The sequence below is a fragment of the Chryseobacterium foetidum genome (genome assembly GCF_025457425.1).
Classification (GTDB): domain Bacteria; phylum Bacteroidota; class Bacteroidia; order Flavobacteriales; family Weeksellaceae; genus Chryseobacterium; species Chryseobacterium foetidum.
This window is the reverse complement of record NZ_JAMXIA010000001.1, coordinates 1627629-1648715: the sequence shown is the minus strand read 5'-3', so window position 1 is coordinate 1648715 and position 21087 is coordinate 1627629. Positions and strand designations below refer to the sequence as shown.

The window sequence follows — 21087 nt, the reverse complement described above, 5'->3', positions numbered from 1 at the left end:
CTTTTACGGCAAGCTTGTAACAATAATAATTGAAATATGAAGTAATGAAATTTTATCTTGTTCTGCTTTTGATGGCATCAGACGCACCTTCGATGTCTCTTACTTTCTTTACCTTCTGGTTTCCGAAATTATAAGTGATGCTCAGCGTTCCTCCTCTTCTGAACTGGTCGTTTTTCACATAGTTGTAATTTCCGTTCGCCTGATAGTCTTCAATTTCAACAACATTGGTTCTGAGAACATCGGTTACGTTTAAAGCAAAAGTCCAGTCATTCCAGTTTTTCTTAAGGCTCAGGTCCAAACTCATCAGGTCTTTCAGCATTCCGAGCTCAATTTGCTGTTTGTCTACGTAGAAATAATTTATACCCAGAAACCATGTTTTCTTTTTGTCTAATGCCAGTGTGTTGTTGGTCTGGATGATTAGGCTTGACGATTTGTTTTTATTAATGTACGTGTCAAAAACAATTCCTGTAGTCGGATCTGTGCTCAGCATTCCGTCGTTGATGTTGTGCTGAATACCGATGTTAAAATTGGTCGTCAGGGCTTTTTTGAAAAACGTTTTCTGCATTCCGAGCATGGCAGACATTTCCTGTTTGTCACCAAAATTGGTTCTGATGTACGCAAGCTGGCGATAGGTCTTTCCATCTCTTTCAATATTTCTCTGCAAAGGAACCTGCGTGATCACATCTTTGAAAAGGGAGTGATTCAAAATCAGGAAATAAGAGTTTTTGTACATATACGTCAGTTCCTGATTGTACGTTGTTGAAGCTTTTACAAACGGATTGTTCTGTGTGTAGTTGTCTTCTGTAAGTATATTTTTTACAGGATTCAGTTCCCAGAAGCTTGGTCTTCTCATCCGGCTGGAAAATGAGTAGGAAACATTATTTTTATCATTTATGGCATAATTGAAACTCAAATAAGGAAGGAGATTGTTGTAATCACGCTCAAAAACCTGCATCGGCTTATCAGGAATTTCAGAAGTTCCCATGCTTTTGGTGATTTCATGTCTTGTACCGATTTTTCCTGAAAATTTATCTGAAAACTTTTTCTCGGCAGTAAGGTAAAAACCATAAATATTCTCATCGTAAATAAAATGGTTGAGGTCTGGTCTCAGATTATTGAAATTACCTGAAGTGTCATAGAAATAGAAAAAGTTTTTGGTATCGTTGTCGGTTTTCGTTTTGTTAAAATTTCCCCCAACGGAAACAGTAAGATCTTTTTTAAACTTCTGAATATAATCTGCCATTGCCGAAAAATTATTGATGACCTGCGGAATATCCTGTAAAACCTGCTGTCTGAGCTGGGTAAAGCTGCCGTCAGCTGCGGGTACCAATGTCCTGTTATCTGAATTCTGAAATCTTCTGAAATTCAGGTAAGCCGCGTTGAGGTTGAGTTTGCTGCCCAGAGAATCTGTTTTAAGTTCGTAATTCAGGTTCACAGAATTGTTGTAGTTTCTGGCATTTTCCAGATTGTCTGATTTGTTGTATTTGGTGTCGAGAAGAGATCCGCCTGTGTCAAAAGTTCTCAGTGTGTTGAGAAGATTTACAGAAGAACCGTAGCTTTTTGTGGCATTGGTATTCCATGACAGTGCGAGGTTGCTTTTATCGTTCAGCTGATAATCAAAATTTAAATATCCACCGATGTATTGGTTAGGATCGTCTACAGATCCCACCGATTCATTCTGCAAAAGTGATGTACCGTTTTTCAAAACATAATCCTGAGCCTGAATATTTTCACCACCATAAAGATTCGCACTGATTCCCAGTTTATCCTTTCTGTAGTTGGCTGAGAAACTTGCAGAGCTTCCGTTGTATTTGTTCTGAGAGTTAGACATTCTCATGTTTCCGTTCAGGCCGTCGCTCATTTTCTTTTTCAAAACAATGTTGATGATTCCGTCTGAAGATTCTACCTGAAACTCACTTCCCGGCATCGTGATTACTTCAATTTTCTGGATGTTTTCCGCTGGCGTATTCTTAAGAAACTGAGCCAGAGACTCTGCGTCCATATTTGATTTTCTGCCGTTGATGTAGATGAGGGCGTTATTTTTTCCGGCAATCTTCAGGGTTTTGTCATCAGTTGTAGAAAGGAGAGGGGTTTGTCTCAAAAGGTCGAAAGTGGTATTTCCTTTAGTAACCGGCGATGCGGCAACGTCGTACACAAAACGGTCTGACTGCTTTTTAAAAACCTGTTTGGTAAGAACTACCCCTTCAATGTCTTTGGTTTTGGTAGAATCTGTCTTTTTCTGCTGTGCAAAACTTAATCCTGAAAAAAATATTGCTGCGATTAAAATTGAGGTTTTCATAATTGGTTGGTTTAGGTTGTATGTATTTGTTATTATCTAACATTGCAAAGATATATCAATTAATTAGTATTATGCAATACAAAGTAGTAAATTAAATGTTTTTAAAGTTTTAAAGTGTTGTAAACCAGTGTAAAAAATAACTGCGGTTGCCAATATTTATAATGATTAGACAACCGCAACTTCAATTTTGTTACATGAAAAATGAAAAATATTGAAATAAATCTGTTTATTCCCTGTCGAATCTTGCCAGTTTTTTATCAATCCAAATGGTGGCAAAAGGGAAAAATGCAGAGATGAGGGCAAAAACAGAATCCTCATCATCCCAGTTAAAAATTTTTCTGATGGAAGGTAAAAACAGAAGATACAAAGTGAAAAATAAACCGTGAATACTTCCGATGGTACTAATGTAAATAATAGCCAAAACATTTTCCGGTTCCATACGGATCCAAATCATGGCAGTGAACAGGAAAAACCATGAAACGGCTTCTGCCAGACAGATTTGTTTAAACCATCTGATCACTTTTTCCTGTGGATATTTTGAGAAGAATTGTTCGAGAAATTCCATTTTTAAATATAATAATTAATTTTGCATATCTTCCATCTTCCATCTTCCATCTTCCATCTTCCATCTTCCATCTTCCATCTTCCATCTTCCATCTTCCAACTTCTAACTTTTATAGAAACTACTTCCATCCAAATACTCAAAAACCTCCGGCGGAAGCATCGGCCTTACGTTTTTTCCATTCTTGATCATGTTTCTGATCTCTGTGGCAGACAATTCAATAACAGGAGCTTCAATCATCGAAATATTTTCGTGCTGAAGGTATTCGGAATCTTTTTTGTCGCCTTCAAAAACTCTCGGATAGACGATGATGTGATGATTTTTAATTAAATTTTCGTAGTTTTTCCATTTGTGAAGGCTTTTCAGATTGTCTTCGCCCATGATTAAACTAAAAGAGTATTCGGCGTGCTTTTCTTTCAAATACGTTAAAGTATCAATGGTGTAACTCGGCGTTGGCAGAGAAAATTCCACGTTGGATGCCCGCATTTTTGGATAGTTTTTTATCGCCATTTCGACCATATCCAAACGGTTGTGGTCTTTTAAAAGCGATTTTTTATCTTTAAATGGATTCTGCGGACTAACGACAAACCAAAGCTCATCCATATCCGAATTTTCCAGAATATAATTTGCCAAAATCAAATGCCCAATATGAATGGGATTAAAAGATCCGAAAAAGAGACCGATTTTTTTCATTGTTAAAAGTCAATTGTCAATTTAACTTCGCAAGTCAATTCACTACGTTTGTCAATCTTTAAAATATTAATTTGAATGTGATTTTTGGAATTCACCATTCATTTCCGAAGGAAAAATTCACCTATTCACTGTCATGAAACTTCACATCCCTGATATTCAGATAATGCGTCACATTGCCTTTCCAGTGGTTTTCTTCAAGCGTGAAAGCTATATCGAAGTTTTTAGTTCTGAAATCATCAGCGTACTGACCAAGTTTAAAGCCGACACATTCTATATTTCTTCCAGTTGATTCCTGTCTGATGTAAAATTTCAGGTGGCTGTTGTCTTTCCCCATCGTTTTTACGTAACCTGCAATTTTTTGATTTTGCAAAACCAAATTTGGTTTCATATTGTGAGGTCCGAACGGAGCCAGTTTTCTGTGGAAGTTGATAAATTCACGGTTGATCTCGTCAATTTCCATTACAGAATCTATCGTGATCGAAGGTTCTTTTTGGTGTTCCTTAATTTTTTCCGCAACCGTCTTTTCAAATTTAATTTTAAATTCTTCAAACCGGTCTTTTTCCATCGAAAGTCCTGCCGCAGCGTGATGTCCTCCGAATTTCAGAAAATATTCCGAACAGATATCCAAAGCTTCGTGAACATCAAAATCAGAAACTGACCTTGCGGAAGCTACCATTTCGCCGTTGTTACCGTCTGTGAAAACCAAAGTCGGTTTGTAATAGGTCTCAATTAATCTTGAAGCTACAATTCCGATCACGCCCTTGTTCCATTCAGGATGGTAAACAATGGTCGTGTATTTTGTTTCCTGCTGGGATTCTACAATTTGTTTCAAAGCAGATTCCGTGGAGTGCATATCAAGTTCGCGTCTTTCGTCATTCAGATTCATAATATCCGAAACGATTTGATGAGCGTGCTTCAGATTGTCTGAAACCATCAATTCTACAGCTGCCTTTCCCTGTGAGATTCTGCCGGCAGCATTTATTTTCGGAGCAATTTCAAAAACAATATTCGAAATTTCAAAATGGGATAACTTTTCTTCGGGAATCAAAAGTCTTAAGCCCATATTTCGGGTTTTTCTCAGAACCTTTAAGCCCTGTTTTGCCAAAACTCTGTTTTCACCATTCATTGCAACGATATCTGCAGCGATAGAAATGGCTAAAAGGTCGGTCAGTTCAAACAGTTCTGCTTCGGGAATTTTATAAATTGTATTTAAACCCTGACATAATTTAAACCCAACACCACATCCTGAAAGTTCTTTGTAAGGATAACGGCAATCTGCTCTTTTAGGATCCAAAACAGCTACAGCATTCGGGATTTCGTCGCCCGGAAGGTGATGATCACAGATAATAAAATCGATATTTTTGCCAGAGGCATAATCAATCATATCCAAAGCCTTGATTCCGCAGTCTAAAGCGATAATCAGGGAAAAACCGTTTTCTTTGGCAAAATCGATTCCTTCGGTTGAGATTCCGTAGCCTTCAGAATTTCTGTCTGGAATATAGTAATCGAGATAGCTTTTGTGAACGATTTTTCGGAGGTAAAGGTACATCAGCGCAACCGCCGTGGTTCCGTCTACGTCGTAATCTCCGTAAACCATTATTTTTTCACCGTTTTCAATTGCAGTTGCAATGCGTTCTACCGCTTTTTGCATATCTGCCATCAAAAATGGGTTGTGGATGTCGTTCAGATTTGGCTTAAAAAACTCTCTCGCCTTTTGATAATTGTCAATTCCTCTCATAACGAGGATTTTAGATTCAAAAGTTCCAAAACCAAGCGACGAGCTCAATCCGTCTACAATTTCTTCATCGGGTTCGGGTTTAAAAATCCATTTATGACTCATTTCACAAAAATAGGGAAAAATATTAGCTTTCAGAAACGAAAAAAAATATTGTTCAGGTTTTTTAAAAATGCTTATCTTGGTCAGACAAAAAATAAACCACATGAAAAAAATTACTTTATGCCTCGCACTCTTAGGCGCGGTATCTGCGGTAAATGCGCAGAAAATCAATCTCGGAAAAGCGGCTGGTGTAGTTACCAAAGGTGCTCAGGCACTGACTTTTTCCAATGCAGATGCAATCAGACTTTCCAAAGAATCGGTTGATTACATGGATAAAAACAATCCTGTTGCCGGCCCGAAAGATCCTTACACCGTGAGATTAAACAAACTATTCGCTAAGCATAAATCTCAGGACGGTTTAAACTTAAATTACAAAGTGTATAAAGTTACAGATGTCAATGCTTTTGCCTGTGCTGACGGAAGTGTGAGAGTGTTTTCAGGTTTGATGGATATTATGACTGATGATGAGTTGTTAGCGGTGATCGGTCACGAAATCGGTCATGTGAAAAATGAAGATACAAAAGATGCCATGAAATCTGCTTATCTTAAAGCAGCAGCAATGGAAGCGGCATCTTCTGCGTCAAACGCAGTCGCAACTTTAAGCGAAAGTCAGGTAGGAAAGATGGCGAACGCTTTTCTTGATGCTTCACACAGCAAAAAGCAGGAAAATCAGGCTGATGATTATTCTTATGATTTTATGAAGTCTAATAAATACAATGTTGTGGGAGCCTATACAGCATTTAAAAAATTGGCTTTGCTTTCAGAAGGCGGAACGGCTCAGTCTAAATTTCAAAAAATGTTTAATTCGCATCCCGACAGCAACAAAAGAGCAGAAGCAATTAAGAAAAAAGCTGAGAAAGACGGTCTTTGGAAAGATCCAGGAACTGTTTCATTACCGAAAACAAAACTTACTAAATAAACGAAAACCGGCCTGCATGCAGACCGGTTTTTTATTTGGATTTAACTAAAACCAGATATTCCCATGGCTTCATTTTCAGGGAAGTCTGGTCATTTAAAATGAATACTTTTCCGGAAAACAATTCTACATATTTTCCCTTGTAATACTTCGTGTCGATATTCACAGGAGTTTCTTCTCCGCTAAAATTAAAAATAGGCAAAACTGCATCGCCCGAACTTTCGCGGTAGAAGGAAATCACTTTATCCTGTTTGTTATTGACCACACGGATCATTTCGCCGCCCCATTTTCCGTTCCAGAGTGCATGGTTTTCGTGCTTTAATTTAAATAATTTCTGATACATTGCGAAATATGGACTTTCCTTCCAGACAATCGGGTCTTTTTCAAAAAAGTTTAAACTTCGATCCAGACCTGCTTCCTGACCGTTGTATACAAGTGGCATTCCGTTGATGACCGCTGCAAAAACCATGGATGTTTCGAGGCCTGCTCCGAAATTTTTCTGCGGTGTTCCGTTCCACGAATTCATGTCGTGATTGTCTACAAACGTCATTCTGTAGGCGTTTCGCGGGAATGTGTTAACATCGTGTGCGAGATATTCAACCAAATTGCCAATGCCTTTGTTTCTGGTCGTGGCGTCTTTCATTTTTTCAAATAAGCTCCATGAGTATTCCATATCAAATGCTTTTTTCAGCAAGTCGCGGGATTCCCATTCGCCCAGCATGAAGACAGGCTTTATTTCGTCCAATTGCTTTCTGGCTTCATCCCAAAAATCCACAGGTATAAATCCTGCTGTATCTGCGCGGTAACCGTCGATATTCGCTTCCTTTACCCAGAATTTCAAAGATTCTGTCATGTATTCCCGAAGTTGGGGATTTTCATAATCAAAGTCGATCACATCATCCCAGTCGTACCAGGGAGTTGGCTGAAAATTACCTTCTTTGGTTTTGGTGTACCAGTCGGGATGCTGTTTTGCTAAAGGATTGTCCCATGCAGAGTGATTTCCCACCCAATCGATAATGATGTACATTCCCATCGAGTGGATTTTGTCTACCAGTCTTTTAAAATCCTGCATATTTCCAAATTCAGGATTGACTCCCCGAAAATCTTTTACGGAATAATAGCTTCCCAAACTTCCTTTTCTCTTTTCTAAACCAATCGGATGAATCGGCATAAGCCAGATAATGTCGATTCCCAGCTTCTTTATTCGCGGCAAATCCTTTTCAAAAGCCTTGAAAGTTCCTTCTTTTGAATATTGTCTGATATTCACTTCATAGATTGTTGCATTCCTCGACCATTCAGGATGCTGAAGTTCAACATAAGGCTTAGAAACATATCTCAAATCTTTGTTTTGAGAAAATACATTCAGAAAAAATAATAAGAGGACTAGAGAAAAATATTTTTGTGTCATTTCATATAATTTGGAAATCTAAGTTAAATAAAAAAAGCCTTCAAAACTGAATTTGAAGACTTTTATATATTGAAATGATTTCAGATTAAGAGTACATTTTCTCTCTTGATTCTTTAATCTTTTTATCTGCAAGATATTCGTCGTAAGTAGTTTCTCTGTCGATGATTCCTTTTGGAGTCAGTTCGATGATTCTGTTACAAACGGTTTGAAGCATTTCGTGGTCATGAGATGACAGTAAAAGATTGCCTTTAAAGTTAGACAAAGAGTTGTTCAAAGTTGTAATACTTTCAAGGTCTAAGTGATTTGTAGGCTCATCCAATAAAAGTACATTCGCTTTCTGAAGCATCATTCTGCTGAACATACATCTCATTTTTTCACCTCCTGAAAGTACTTTACATGATTTTAAAGCTTCGTCTCCTGAAAATAGCATTCTTCCTAAGAAACCTCTCATGAATTCTTCGTGACGTTCTTCATCATTTTTAGTAAACTGTCTCAACCAGTCAACCAGATTAATATCTTCCTGGAAGAAATCTGTATTGTCTAAAGGCATATGAGACTGATTCGTAGTAACTCCCCAAGCCACAGTTCCTTTATCTGCCTGATTATTTCCTGCTAATATTTCAAAAAATTCTGTGATTGCCAAAGAGTTTTTAGAAATTACAGCTACTTTATCTCCTTTTTTAAGATTTAAATCAATATTGGAAAATAATAATTCTCCGTCTTTTGTTTTTTCTAAACCTTTGATGTCTAAAATCTGATCTCCAACCTCTCTTTCCATTTCGAAAATAATGGCTGGATATCTTCTTGATGAAGGCTTAATGTCATCGATGTTCAGTTTATCGATCATTTTCTTTCTTGCGGTAGCCTGTTTCGCTTTTGCAACGTTTGAACTGAATCGTGCAATGAAATCCTGAAGTTCTTTCTTCTTTTCTTCCGCTTTTTTGTTGGCCTGAGCTCTCTGTCTTGTCGCCAATTGAGATGCCTGATACCAGAAAGAGTAGTTACCTGTATACAGGTTTAGTTTAGCATAATCCAAATCTCCGATGTGCGTACACACGGTGTCTAAGAAGTGACGGTCGTGAGATACAACGATTACTGTATTTTCGTAATCAGCAAGGAAATCTTCCAGCCACGCAATGGTGTCGATATCCAGGTCATTCGTAGGTTCATCCAGAATCAAAACATCAGGATTTCCGAAAAGTGCCTGAGCTAAAAGAACTTTTACTTTGTCCTTGTTCTCAAGTTCACTCATCATCTGCCAGTGCATATCATCTTTGATACCTACGTTTGAAAGCATGGTCTGTGCATCAGATTCTGAATTCCATCCACCCATTTCGTCGTAAACAACGCCAAGTTCGCCTGCTTTGATTCCATCTTCGTCCGAGAAGTCTTCCTTAGCATAAAGGGCGTCCATCTCTTCTTTTATTTCGAATAATTTTTTGTTTCCTCTTAAAACGGCCTCAAGAACATTGTATTGATCGTATGCAAAGTGATCCTGCTCAAGAACCGACATTCTTTTTCCGGGCTCCAGAGATACGTGTCCTGTAGTAGGATCCTGTTTTCCTGTAAGTATTTTTAGAAATGTAGATTTTCCTGCGCCATTCGCTCCAATGATTCCGTAGCAGTTACCTTTCGTAAACATGATGTTCACTTCGTCGAAAAGCACTCTCTTCCCGAATTGTAAAGATAAGTTAGATACTGTTAACATATAAGTTTGTAAATTTGGGCACAAAAATACAAAAAGAATTTCGGTATACTCTAATATTATAGTATACAAGTTGGGGCAAGTGCATCAATTTTGTATATTCATTTGAAAAGTTTGAAGAATGAAAATTGAAAAGACAGTCAATATATTAAACAGGAAAGCAAGATTTGAATATGAAATTCTTGATGAGCTGGAAGCGGGGATGGTACTTACAGGTACTGAAATCAAATCTCTGCGTTCGTCCAAAGCATCGATAGCAGAGTCTTTCTGTCAGTTTATTAATGGTGAATTATATATCATCAATATGATGATTGATGAATATAAGCTGGGAACGTTTTATAACCACAAAACAAAAAGGGAACGGAAATTGCTGTTGCACAAAAAAGAATTGGCAAAGCTGGAGAAAAAACTTAAAGATGCGGGGAATACAATAGTTCCTTTAAAGTTGTATATCAATGATAGAGGCAAAGCTAAAGTGAGGATTGCACTGGCGAGAGGTAAGAAACTGTTTGACAAAAGAGAGTCAATAAAGGATAGAGAAAGCAAACGAAACCTCGACAGAATATTAAAGAAAAGTTAAAAATCATCTGGAAAACTTTGTTTATAAAGAAAAATTATATTTATTTTGCAATATCAATTATTTAATCATTTAATTCTATGAAAAATCTAAAATTAGGAATTTCAGTATTGGCACTTACTGTCGCTTCTACTGTTTTCGCACAGACTACCAACAATCCGTGGTTAATCGGAGTTGGTGCTCATGGTGAAAATCATAAAGCAGTACGTGGAGAGTTCAGCCAAACTTTTTCGGCTAGAAACTTAACGAAAACTATGTTCAATATGAACAATTTTTCGATCACGCCACCGCTTTCAAAGCTAATGGTAGCAAGAAACATCACCAAAGGTTTCGTTATCGATTGGTCTACTACTGTAGGTAATGTTGAAAATCAAAGATTCAACACAGGGAAAGAGTTTATGTTGATGACAGGTCTTGGTTTACAGGCTAAAGCAGCAGGTCTTCTTTGGGACGAAGAATCTTGGTTTGATCCTTACTTGAGAGTAGGTGCTAACTATTTAAGACAAGACTACACTGGTCTTACATTCCCAAGAACAGACAGATTAGGGTATACTCATGACAATGATGGTGACCTTAACGGTAAAGCTAACTTCTTTACAGTATCTGCCGGTGCAGGTGCAAACTTCTGGGTAACTAAAAACTTCGGTGTAGGTGTTCAGGGAGATTATGTTGGAACTCCAATTGACAAGCCGGATTATGCTAACTTTTGGCAGGCTTCTGCTTCCCTATTGTTCAGATTCGGAAACAGAGACAGAGATAAGGATGGTATCTTAGATAAAGACGATTTATGTCCTGATACACCAGGTTTACCAGAATTCCAGGGATGTCCTGATACAGACGGTGACGGCGTTCCAGATAAAGACGATCAGTGTCCAGATGTACCTGGTCCGGTTGAAAACGGTGGATGTCCATGGCCAGATACAGATGGTGACGGTGTAATCGACAAAGATGATGCTTGTCCTTCAGTACCAGGTCCGGTTGAAAACAACGGTTGTCCTTGGCCAGATCAGGATAATGACGGTATCTTAGATAAAGATGATGCTTGTCCTACAGTTCCAGGTCTTCCTGAATACAACGGATGTCCTAAACCAGCTGAGGTAGTAGGTATAGAAGTTGAAAAAGAATTTAACAATGTTTACTTCGACTTCAACAAAGCTACAATTAAAGCTGAGTCTGCTCCTGCATTAGACAGAGCTGCAACTATCATCAAAGGTGCAACAGGTGCTCACTTCTTATTAGAAGGTAGAACTGATGCTAAAGGATCTGAGGCTTACAACTTGAAATTATCTAGAGAAAGAGCTGCTTCTGTAGTTGCTGCTTTAGATGCAAGAGGTGTAGATGCTGACGCCCTTAAATCTATAGGTGTTGGTGAATCTAAAGCAACAGTTTCTGAGAAAGCTTCTGATGCTGAGAGACAAAAAGACAGAGTTGTAAAAGTAAGAGCGGTTTCAGATATGAATGAGTGGAACTCTATCAAGAAGAAAGACTACGAAGATGTAGTTGCTCCTGCTAAAAAAGCTCCGGCTAAGAAAAAAGCTCCGGCTAAAAAAAGAAAATAATTAATTTTTCTAAATAATAAATACCTCCAGATATCTGGGGGTATTTTTTTTGTGGTTGATTTTAATTATTTTTGTCAAAATATAATACATAAAATGGGAAGAGCGTTTGAATATAGAAAAGCCTCGAAAATGGCTCGTTGGGATAAAATGGCCAAGACCTTTTCAAAAATTGGTAAAGACATTGCTTTAGCGGTAAAAGCCGGAGGAACCGATCCGGAAGCCAACCCTGCATTGAGAAGATGTATTCTGAATGCAAAAGGTGCCAACATGCCAAAAGACAATGTGGAGAGAGCTATAAAAAAAGCCAGCGGTGCTGATGCCGAAAACTATGAAGAAATCAATTACGAAGGTTACGGGCAGGGTGGTGTTGCATTTTTCGTAGAATGTACAACGAATAATACAACCAGAACGGTGGCTAACGTAAGAGCGATTTTCAATAAGTTCGACGGAAACCTAGGTAAGAACGGTGAGTTGGCATTTATCTTCGACAGAAAAGGAATTTTCACGATAGATTTATCTCAAATCAAAATGGATTGGGATGATTTTGAAATGGAAATGATCGACGGTGGTGCAGAAGATGTTGAAAAAGACGATGAAGAGGTAATGATTACGACTGCGTTTGAAGATTTCGGATCGTTATCACACAAGTTAGATGAACTGAAAATCGAAGCTAAAAGTGCAGAGCTGCAGAGAATTCCAAACAATATAAAAGAAGTAACGGCGGAACAGTTTAAGGCAAATATGAAAATGCTTGACCGTTTTGAAGAAGATGATGACGTACAAAACGTTTATCACAACATGGAAATTACTGACGAATTGTTAGAATCTTTATAAGTCAAACAGTTTTTCAACGGCTAAAATATTTTGCCACGAATTCGCGAATTTATTTAAAATCTTTTTCAAAGAAAACTGAATAAATCGTGAATTCGTGGCTATTTTATGACTCAAATTTCAGACAGCAGGAAAAATAATATTGCATTCATACACAGTTCATTTTCAATCACTTTCTTTGCATAAGAATCAATTGTGACATCGCCATCATTGGTTAATCAAAATACTTACGGTTATGGCGATCACATTTGATCTGAGAGAAAAAAATCTCGGCAAATGAAAAGAAACGTTGAGCTGGTTGTCATTTCAGATGTGCATTTGGGAACTTATGGATGTAAAGCCAAAGAGTTGCTCAGATACCTGAATTCTATTCAACCTAAAACATTAGTTTTAAACGGAGATATTATCGATATCTGGCAGTTTAAAAAGTCTTATTTTCCTAAACCCCACCTAAAGGTCATCAAGAAATTTCTTTCCTTGGCCACAAAAAATACCGATGTATTCTACATCACCGGAAATCACGACGAGATGTTTCGGAAATTCACAGATTTTGAGCTCGGTAAACTTAAAGTCTGCAACAAACTTCACCTTACTCTTGACGGGAAAAAGACATGGATCTTCCACGGCGACGTTTTTGATGCTTCCGTTCAACATTCGAAATGGATTGCCAAACTCGGCGGAAAAGGCTATGACCTTCTGATTGTCATTAATAATATGGTTAACTGGTTTTTGGAGAAAATGGGTCGTGAGAAATATTCATTTTCAAAAAAGATTAAAAACAACGTAAAAAAAGCCGTGAAATATATCGGTGATTTTGAGCTGACAGCTTCAGAATTAGCCATCGACAATGGTTACGATTACGTGCTTTGTGGCCATATTCATCAGCCTCAAATGAGAGAAGTTCAGAATAAAAAAGGTTCCTGTTTATATTTAAATTCAGGGGATTGGATTGAAAATCTGTCGGCATTGGAATACAATGAAGGAAAGTGGTCCATATTTAATTATGATGATCATAAACATAATCTGAAAGACGATGAGACGGATGAAATTCAGGACATCAACAGCGATCAGCTGATGCAAATTGTAACTCAATTTTCGTGATATGCAAATTCTTTACGCTTTTCAGGGAACAGGAAACGGCCACATGGCAAGAGCACAGGAAATTGTTCCTTTGCTTAAGAAATATGGTCATGTAGAAACGCTCATCAGCGGGCATCAGTCACAGCTGAAAGCAGATTTTCAGCTTGATTTTCAGCATAAAGGAATTTCGCTTCTGTACAATAATTCAGGAGGGATTTCATATTCTAAAATTCTGTTTGAAAATAATTATCTCAAGGCTTTTAATACCATCAAATCTCTTGATCTTTCTAAATATGATCTGATCATTAACGATTACGAGCCTTTGACCGGATGGGCCTGCAAAACAAAGGGAATCCGTTTTCTGGAACTGAGCCATCAGGCTTCTATGAGTTTTAAGGAAACTCCTAAACCAGCGAGAAAAGATTTTTTTGGTGAGCAGATTCTGAAGTATTATGTTCCGAGCGAACACCGTATTGGTTTTCATTTTGAATCCTATCATGATCAAATCAAAACGCCGGTAATAAGAAAGAAAATCCGAGAACTTAACGCTTCAAAAAAAGGATTTTATCTTGTGTATTTACCGAGTTTTTCGGATGAAAATATTATTAAAATTTTAAGTCAGATTGCTGTTGAATGGAAAGTCTTTTCAAAATATTCCAAACTTTATTTTAAAGAAAAAAATGTTGAGATTTTCCTAATCGACCAAACTGAATATTTAAAGGCATTCGAAAGCTGTGAAGGTATTTTATGCAACGCAGGTTTTGAAACTCCGGCAGAGGCTTTATTTTTGGATAAAAAACTATTTGTCATTCCTATTCATAACCAGTACGAACAGGAATGCAACGCTGCTGCTTTAGATTTACTGGGAATTCCCAATTCGAAAACCCTCAGAAAAGAAGAAATTGAAAACTGGGTCAATTCCAGACAACATTTGAGGGTAAATTATCCCGATAATATTGAAGATATTCTGGTAACAGAAGTTTTACCTTTCAAGTAAAATGTCTTCCACGTCATTCATTCTGCGCATCACGGCTCTGGCGTATGAACAGTGAGGATAAACTTTCCAATTGTTATCCCTTGAAAATCTGATGGCTTCTTCTACCAAAAATTTCCCCATTCCACGGCCTTCAAACTGACCGTGAACCAAAACGAATGAAATAATCAGCTTTTCGTCTTCAGGGAAAATGGTATAAGTCAATCTTCCGACCTCGCTGATCTCGTTGTTCAAGGTAATCACGCCGCCGTTTCCGCTTTTATTATTAGTGAATGTCATAAGCTTAATTTAAATAAAATCTTACAAAAACTGAACCGATTAACAGAGTAAGAAATTCAATCACAATTTCCTCAAATTGATTTTAAATTTAAATCCTGGTTTTAAATCTTACTAACTTTCTCTTCCGGTATAAAAATTATAATCCTTGATGACCACGCCAATGAATTGTCTTTCGGTCATTTGCTGAGGATCAATTTCAAGTTTGAGGATACTTTTTATTTTGTCTGAAAGTTTGGTAATCACCTGTCTGTCGTCAATTTTTAATGCTTTAAGAAAATTGTCTTTAATAATTCTCATATCATTGTCGCTCAAAGCAATCACTTGTGGGAATGTCGGAATATAATCATCCTGTAGTTTCTCAAGAATCGTATGCGAAATGTTGATGTTATTTTTTAATGAAATCACAGCAGTTCCGGCAGCGATATCGCCTAATCTTTGATTGTTTTTAGTGGCGATGGCAGAGACAAGACCCACTATTCCCAAAAAAGTTACATCAATAATTCTAAACACCCAACGGATAAGATAATCTCCGAAACTTGCCTGATATCCGTCGATTTTCACCACCCTTATTTTCATAATTCTTTTTCCTGGGGTTTGCCCTTCCATCAGACTTTCCATTACCAATGGATAAATAGAGGCCGGAAATGCGATAGCGATCGAAATGGCTCTCTGCGACCACTGATCCATGCCCATCAGATACCTGTTCAGATTAAAAAAATCAAAAAAAACATAGTAGATCAGGAGAAGGTAAGCAATCCGGATTGCGCCGTCGATCAAAAATGCCAGAAATCTTTCACCAATATTGGATATGTTAAAATTAATATTAACATTTTGTGATGTATTTATCGCAATTTGAGACATAATTTTTATTATTTTAGCTTTACAATTATGAGAGAAGTTTATTTCATCAAACAAAATAAAGAAAAATGGTTGGGAATAGAGGAGGTTATTCAGGGTAAATTGAAAAAAAATCCTGATGAGCTCTCATCTCTCTACATCAACCTGATCAACGACCTTTCTTTTGCCCAGACTTATTACCCGAAAAGCAATACGGTGGTTTATCTCAATCATCTTTCTTCGCAGATCTATCAAAAGATTTATAAGACCAAAAGGGTAGAGCAGAACAGGCTTTTCCATTTTTTTGCTGTTGAAGTTCCGCTGCTGGTGCACCAGTACAGAAGGTATTTGGGATATGCTTTTGCTTTTTTTCTACTGTTCACCTGCATTGGGTTAATTTCTGCGGTTTATGATAAAGAATTTGTCAATATCATTCTGGGTGAAGATTACGTAAATATGACCGTTGAAAATATCAAAAACAAAAATGCGGTGGGTGTTTACCAGAGCGGTTCTACGTGGGGAAGTACGATTGGGATTGTGTTTAATAATATTCAGGTGGGTGCAAAACTGTATCTGTTTGGTCTCTTTGCAGGTGTCGGAACTCTGTTTGTTTACCTTTCAAACTGTGTGATGCTGGGTTCTTTCCAGTATTTTTTCTACGATTACGGAGCGTTGGCAGACAGTGCCAAAGGAATCTGGCTTCACGGAACTTTCGAAATCTTTTCTATGATTATCGAAGCGATGTGCGGATTGATTTTAGGAGCGTCCATCCTCTTTCCAAAAACGCTTTCGCGATTCAACTCTCTTAAAAAAGGTTTCAAAGATTCATTTAAAATATTTTTAAGTACCGTTCCGTTTACCATCTGTGCCGGAATTATTGAAGGATATGTGACGAGACATGCTCTAAATATGCCTTTGGTACTCAACTTTATTATTATTTTAGGTTCGCTCTTTTTAATCGGCGGCTACTATATTATTTATCCCAACTATGTTGCAAAACAGCAAAAACTCTTAGCGAATGATCACATTTTATAAAAAGCGCGACTTCGGAACATTTATCACCGACAGTTTTGCATTCTTCAAATCCAACGGAAAGAATTATTTTAAAAATTTTATTCTCATCAACGAGATGGTGCTGATTCTTTTGGTTTTGGTAATGTATTTCGGTTTCAGAGAATTGTTAGGGCAGTTTTTTAACGGAAACTTGGAAGGGCAAAGTTATTTTTTTGAAAGATATTTTGAAGATAATCTCGGGCTAACGATCATCACGGGAATTATCATCATGTTGATTTATTCTTTTCTGATGATGCTCAATTTTCTGTATCCTGTATTTTATGTCAGACGAATCGCCAATGGACAAAAGCAGGTGAGCGTTGAAGATATTATTTCTGATCTGAAAAGCAATTCCAGAAAGCTTATTCAACTGTATTTTGGTTTAATACTTCTGGTGATTCCTGCGGCATTCGTGCTTTTTGCGATTTCGTATGCGATGGTTTTGATACTGATAGGAATTCCTGTACTGATTTTCGTGGTGCCTACACTTTTCAACGCAATTACATTTTTGGTTTACGATTTTGTTTATACAGACCGTGGTTTCTTTGAAAGCCTGAGTTATGCGATCAGATCTCAGTTTTCCTATTCAAACGGGAGAGAAAAAACGCCTTACTGGAAATATTGGGGCTCCACCATCATTCTTTTTGTTTTGTATTACGTCATCACATCTGTTTTCACAGCGATTCCGATGATTATTTTAATGATGAGACTTGCTACGACTACTTCAGATAATGGATTTGAGCAGAATCCGTTCGGAGGAGGTTTTGGTGCAGTCATTATGATTATTTACGGAATTTCAATCATCATGTCTTCTCTACTGATGAATATTCTTTACGTAAATGCAGGTTTGCTGTACTTCGACAGCCGGCGAGATTTACACCAGAAGCTGGAAATGGAAGAAATTGATACCATCGGTCTGAATGCGTAAGCTGATTATAATTTTAAGCATTTTTTCTCTCACTAATCCTGCCACTGCACAGGATTATGATTCCGCATACGTGGAAATTGATTCTGTTGAGCAGATGGTTTCGGAAGAAAGTCCGTTTGACGGGATGGTGGCATCAGACTCATTGCTGAAAGGAAGGCCTCAGACTGAAAATGAAGTTTACAGCAGAAAATTTAAAGAAGATATTCCGTCCCGATACAAAGATGAGGAATTTAATTACGAAACGATAAAACCCCGTGAATCTTTCTGGGACAGACTGATGCGGAAGGTCGACCGTTTTTTAAACAGTATTTTCGGTAACAATTTAAACTCATCTTTCAGTTTGGGAAAAATTCTGTTGAGAATATTTGTGATCATTCTGGCAGGATTTATCATCTATTTTCTAATAAGATTTCTGATCGGTAAAAACATCGGTTTCTTCGGAAAGAAAAATTCAACTATCGATATTAAAGATGAAGATCTGCACGAAAATATTCATGAAATTAATTTTTCAGATACCATCGCAAAGTTTGAAAACTCTGCAGAATACCGTCTGGCGGTACGCTATCAGTTCCTTTTAATTCTAAAAAAACTCAGTGATAAAAAAATAATTTCATGGAATCCCGAGAAAACAAATAAAGATTACAGCTACGAAATAAAAGACGAAAATCTGAAAAATAAATTCTCAGATCTGGCTTTGATTTTCGATTACATCTGGTATGGCGAGTTTGGTGTAGATCACAATTCTTACCTTAAGTTTAAAGAGCAGTTTCAGTCATTCAAACCGTAAATCAGATTTAAAAAAAATGAACAGAACCTTCAAAATATATGCTGTAATTTTCGCCATCATTCTGGCGGTCATAGCGTTGCTTGAACTCAATAAAACTGAGGTTACAGACTGGCGCAAAAATTTTCAGACTTCCAAAAAATCACCCTTTGGTCTTTATATTTTTGATCATGAGGCAAAATTTTTATTTAAAGATAAACTCAAAAAAATCTCAGAAAACCCATACGATTATTACGAAAGTTCAGACCGGAAACCACACAATATTTTTGTTCTGGAAACTGAGCTTGATCTGGAATCGTGGAAGAAAATCATGGATGAAGTTGCCAAAGGTTCAGATGCAATGATCATCAATCAGCACGTTCCGAAGGATATTTCAGACAGTATCGGTTTTTATACTTCAAACTTTTCTTATTCTGAAAGCAATGTACTGAAACTCACAGATAAAAAGTTCTCCAACAGCTATGTGAAAATTGAAAAATTTCCGGGAGGACGGGGTTTCACATTTGTTAAACCTGAAATAGAAATTTTGGGTAAAATTATCTCGGAAGAATCGGATGATCAGGCAGGTTTTATAAAAGCCAATTTTGGGAAAGGTCATTTTTACGTACATTCAGAACCGCTATTTCTCACCAATTATTATCTTCTGAAAAAAGGGAATACGCAGTACGCACAGGATGTTCTTTCGTATCTACCGGACAGGGAAACGCTTTGGTTTACGGATAAGAAAAGTGAAAACTCGCAGTTTTTTATGAGGTTTATTCTGAGCAATCCAGCGCTGAAATATGCGTGGTGGCTTTTGCTAGCCGGAATGATTTTGTTCATTTTCTTCAACGCAAAAAGAAAACAGAGAATTGTTCCCATTATCGATCCGTTAAAAAATTCTTCTGTGGATTTTGTGAAAAGTATTGGAAATCTCTACATGCAGGAAGGCGATTTCCATGAAATGATGGCTAAAAAAGCACAGTATTTTCTTCATAAGGTGAGACTTGATCTATTAATCGATACCCAAAATATAGATGATGATTTTGCTAAAAAACTTCAGCTGAAAACAGGAAGAAGCGAAGAAAAAATAAATGAAGCAATCGTTTTAATCAAAAAAGCTCAGGATCCGTATGCATCGGTAATGAAGGAAGATTTAGTGAGAATGAATGAATTGCTGGATGAAATATTGAAATAATTATAAAATTAAATCACAGGTTAAAATTCTTCGATCTAATTTAAAACATTAAAAAAACAAACAATGGAAAACATTGAAAATCAAAATACAGAAAACAAAGGAATCAATCTGCAGAAAGAAGACAATAACTTCGAATTGAGAATCGACATGATCGATCTGAAAAACAGTCTGCAAAAAGTAAAATCTGAACTGGCAAAAGTGATTGTAGGTCAGGAAGATATGATTGAGCATTTGCTCGCAGCATTACTTTCCAACGGTCATGTTCTGATTGAAGGCGTTCCGGGAGTGGCAAAAACCATCACGGCAAAGCTTTTGGCAAAAACGATCGAGGTCGATTTCAGCAGAATTCAGTTTACACCGGATTTGATGCCTTCGGACATTTTGGGAACATCAGTTTTTAACGTCAAAAATTCTGAATTTGAATTTAAAAAAGGTCCTATCTTTTCAAGCTTTGTTTTGATTGATGAAATCAACCGTTCACCTGCGAAAACGCAATCCGCGTTATTTGAAGTGATGGAGGAAAGACAAATCACGATGGACGGAATCCGTTATCAGATGGATGAACCTTTCATCGTCATCGCCACCCAAAACCCAATCGAGCACGAAGGAACATACCGTCTTCCGGAAGCTCAGCTGGATAGATTTTTATTTAAAATCAATGTTGGCTATCCAAATTTAGAACAGGAAATTGCCATTATCAAAAACCAGCACGAAAGCCGTGTTGAAGATAAGACTGAAGGTATCAACAAAGTAATTACAGCAAGTCAGCTGAAAACCTATCAGAATTTAGTAAAAGAAATCGTTGTAGAATCTCAGCTGATTGAATATATCGCTAAAATCATTTCCAATACAAGAGAAAATCAGTTTTTATATTTGGGTGCGTCTCCGAGAGCAAGTTTGGCATTGCTTACAGCATCAAAAGCTTTTGCTGCATTGAGAGGAAGAGATTTTGTAACTCCTGAAGACATCAAGGAAGCGAGTTTTGCTGTTTTAAGACACCGTGTAATCGTATCTCCTGAGCGTGAAATGGAAGGTCTTACCGCCGACGAAATTATCAGACAGATTTTAGAAGGAATTGAAATTCCGAGGTAGAATCTGAATATTTGAGTTGTATGAGCAAACTGAGAATTTTGATAATGTCTATTATAATGACTTGTATTTTGAGTTGTAGTAATGGGTATGAGCAGAATTACAAAACGTTTGATGAGTTTAATCAAATGAATCAAAGAAATAAGGGCTGGTTTCCGCCAATTATTTATTCTGACGCTACTAAATTAAGAAACATCTCTTATTTAGATTCCCAAAATGCATTTGGGAAATTTAGCTACAAAAACTCAGAATTATATGACTCAATTTTTTCAAAAAATCAGGAAATTAATGTAGAATTATTTGAGAATGAAATGCGAAATAACAGTAAAAATAAACCCAATTGGTTTCTTAATTTGGAAATGATGGATAAAACAAATCTTGAAATTATTAAGGTAGAAAGATTTTTCATCTTAAAAAATAAGAATGAAAAAGAAATATACTACATCCTTTCACAATAAGTAAGTCTGAAGACTTTTAAC

General features: G+C 37.0%; 20 protein-coding genes. 12 read left to right on the top strand and 8 right to left on the bottom strand.

Features of this window, described 5'->3' with window-relative positions:
* Positions 1 to 52: 52 nt before the first annotated feature.
* From NG809_RS07700 to recJ, 4 genes are all read right to left on the bottom strand, one after another.
* On the bottom strand, positions 53 to 2299 hold the full coding sequence (locus NG809_RS07700; RefSeq protein ID WP_262149481.1) for a TonB-dependent receptor domain-containing protein: 2247 nt from the start codon (positions 2297 to 2299) through the stop codon (positions 53 to 55).
* A 226-nt stretch (positions 2300 to 2525) separates the two neighbouring features.
* Positions 2526 to 2864, bottom strand: a complete 339-nt coding sequence (locus NG809_RS07695) for a DUF3817 domain-containing protein (RefSeq protein WP_262149479.1) — start codon at positions 2862 to 2864, stop codon at positions 2526 to 2528.
* A gap of 102 nt (positions 2865 to 2966) precedes the next feature.
* The gene (nadD, locus tag NG809_RS07690; protein WP_262149477.1) at positions 2967 to 3554 is read right to left on the bottom strand and encodes a nicotinate (nicotinamide) nucleotide adenylyltransferase; all 588 of its coding nucleotides are present in this window, start codon (positions 3552 to 3554) and stop codon (positions 2967 to 2969) included.
* Between the two features lie 121 nt (positions 3555 to 3675).
* Positions 3676 to 5394 carry a single-stranded-DNA-specific exonuclease RecJ gene (gene recJ, locus NG809_RS07685; protein ID WP_262149475.1) on the bottom strand — a complete coding sequence of 573 codons (1719 nt, stop codon included), beginning with the start codon at positions 5392 to 5394 and terminating at the stop codon, positions 3676 to 3678.
* A gap of 100 nt (positions 5395 to 5494) precedes the next feature.
* Here recJ and NG809_RS07680 point away from each other — a divergent pair, with 100 nt between their 5' ends.
* Positions 5495 to 6310, top strand: a complete 816-nt coding sequence (locus NG809_RS07680; protein ID WP_262149473.1) for a M48 family metallopeptidase — start codon at positions 5495 to 5497, stop codon at positions 6308 to 6310.
* A 31-nt stretch (positions 6311 to 6341) separates the two neighbouring features.
* Here NG809_RS07680 and NG809_RS07675 read toward each other — a convergent pair whose 3' ends face one another.
* Positions 6342 to 7715, bottom strand: coding sequence for an alpha-amylase family glycosyl hydrolase (locus NG809_RS07675; RefSeq protein WP_262149472.1), 1374 nt, complete (start codon positions 7713 to 7715; stop codon positions 6342 to 6344).
* Positions 7716 to 7800: 85 nt separating this feature from the next.
* A complete protein-coding gene (locus NG809_RS07670; protein ID WP_262149471.1) occupies positions 7801 to 9423 on the bottom strand; it encodes an ABC-F family ATP-binding cassette domain-containing protein in 1623 nt (540 codons plus the stop codon).
* A gap of 118 nt (positions 9424 to 9541) precedes the next feature.
* Here NG809_RS07670 and smpB point away from each other — a divergent pair, with 118 nt between their 5' ends.
* The 5 genes from smpB to NG809_RS07645 all read left to right on the top strand — a co-directional run bounded on the left by smpB (position 9542) and on the right by NG809_RS07645 (position 14464).
* A complete protein-coding gene (gene smpB / locus NG809_RS07665) occupies positions 9542 to 10000 on the top strand; it encodes an SsrA-binding protein SmpB (protein WP_262149469.1) in 459 nt (152 codons plus the stop codon).
* Positions 10001 to 10077: 77 nt separating this feature from the next.
* The gene (locus NG809_RS07660) at positions 10078 to 11556 is read left to right on the top strand and encodes an OmpA family protein (RefSeq protein ID WP_262149468.1); all 1479 of its coding nucleotides are present in this window, start codon (positions 10078 to 10080) and stop codon (positions 11554 to 11556) included.
* 93 nt (positions 11557 to 11649) lie between these two features.
* Positions 11650 to 12390 (top strand): YebC/PmpR family DNA-binding transcriptional regulator, encoded by a 741-nt coding sequence (locus NG809_RS07655; RefSeq protein ID WP_262149466.1) that lies wholly within the window; start codon positions 11650 to 11652, stop codon positions 12388 to 12390.
* A gap of 273 nt (positions 12391 to 12663) precedes the next feature.
* A complete protein-coding gene (locus NG809_RS07650) occupies positions 12664 to 13488 on the top strand; it encodes a UDP-2,3-diacylglucosamine diphosphatase (protein WP_262149464.1) in 825 nt (274 codons plus the stop codon).
* Position 13489: 1 nt separating this feature from the next.
* Positions 13490 to 14464: a glycosyltransferase family protein gene (locus NG809_RS07645; RefSeq protein ID WP_262149463.1), complete on the top strand. Its 975-nt coding sequence runs from the start codon at positions 13490 to 13492 to the stop codon at positions 14462 to 14464.
* Here NG809_RS07645 and NG809_RS07640 read toward each other — a convergent pair.
* Both NG809_RS07640 and NG809_RS07635 read right to left on the bottom strand, forming a co-directional pair.
* Positions 14450 to 14740: a GNAT family N-acetyltransferase gene (locus tag NG809_RS07640; protein ID WP_262149462.1), complete on the bottom strand. Its 291-nt coding sequence runs from the start codon at positions 14738 to 14740 to the stop codon at positions 14450 to 14452. The genes NG809_RS07645 and NG809_RS07640 overlap by 15 nt on opposite strands.
* A 111-nt stretch (positions 14741 to 14851) precedes the next feature.
* Positions 14852 to 15601: an RDD family protein gene (locus NG809_RS07635; protein WP_262149461.1), complete on the bottom strand. Its 750-nt coding sequence runs from the start codon at positions 15599 to 15601 to the stop codon at positions 14852 to 14854.
* A gap of 27 nt (positions 15602 to 15628) precedes the next feature.
* On the opposite strand from NG809_RS07635, the gene NG809_RS07630 reads away from it, so the two are divergent.
* The 6 genes from NG809_RS07630 (at position 15629) to NG809_RS07605 (ending at position 21066) form a co-directional block, all read left to right on the top strand.
* Positions 15629 to 16612, top strand: coding sequence for a stage II sporulation protein M (locus tag NG809_RS07630; protein WP_262149459.1), 984 nt, complete (start codon positions 15629 to 15631; stop codon positions 16610 to 16612).
* Entirely contained in the window at positions 16596 to 17558 is a 963-nt protein-coding gene (locus tag NG809_RS07625; RefSeq protein WP_262149458.1) for a DUF4013 domain-containing protein, read from the top strand. The genes NG809_RS07630 and NG809_RS07625 overlap by 17 nt, the downstream gene beginning before the upstream one ends.
* Entirely contained in the window at positions 17551 to 18345 is a 795-nt protein-coding gene (locus NG809_RS07620) for a DUF4129 domain-containing protein (protein ID WP_262149457.1), read from the top strand. The genes NG809_RS07625 and NG809_RS07620 overlap by 8 nt, the downstream gene beginning before the upstream one ends.
* Before the next feature lie 16 nt (positions 18346 to 18361).
* Positions 18362 to 19519 carry a hypothetical protein gene (locus tag NG809_RS07615; RefSeq protein ID WP_262149455.1) on the top strand — a complete coding sequence of 386 codons (1158 nt, stop codon included), beginning with the start codon at positions 18362 to 18364 and terminating at the stop codon, positions 19517 to 19519.
* A gap of 63 nt (positions 19520 to 19582) precedes the next feature.
* Positions 19583 to 20611 (top strand): AAA family ATPase, encoded by a 1029-nt coding sequence (locus NG809_RS07610; RefSeq protein ID WP_262149454.1) that lies wholly within the window; start codon positions 19583 to 19585, stop codon positions 20609 to 20611.
* Between the two features lie 125 nt (positions 20612 to 20736).
* Positions 20737 to 21066: a hypothetical protein gene (locus NG809_RS07605; protein WP_262149453.1), complete on the top strand. Its 330-nt coding sequence runs from the start codon at positions 20737 to 20739 to the stop codon at positions 21064 to 21066.
* The last annotated feature ends 21 nt before the right edge of the window (positions 21067 to 21087 follow it).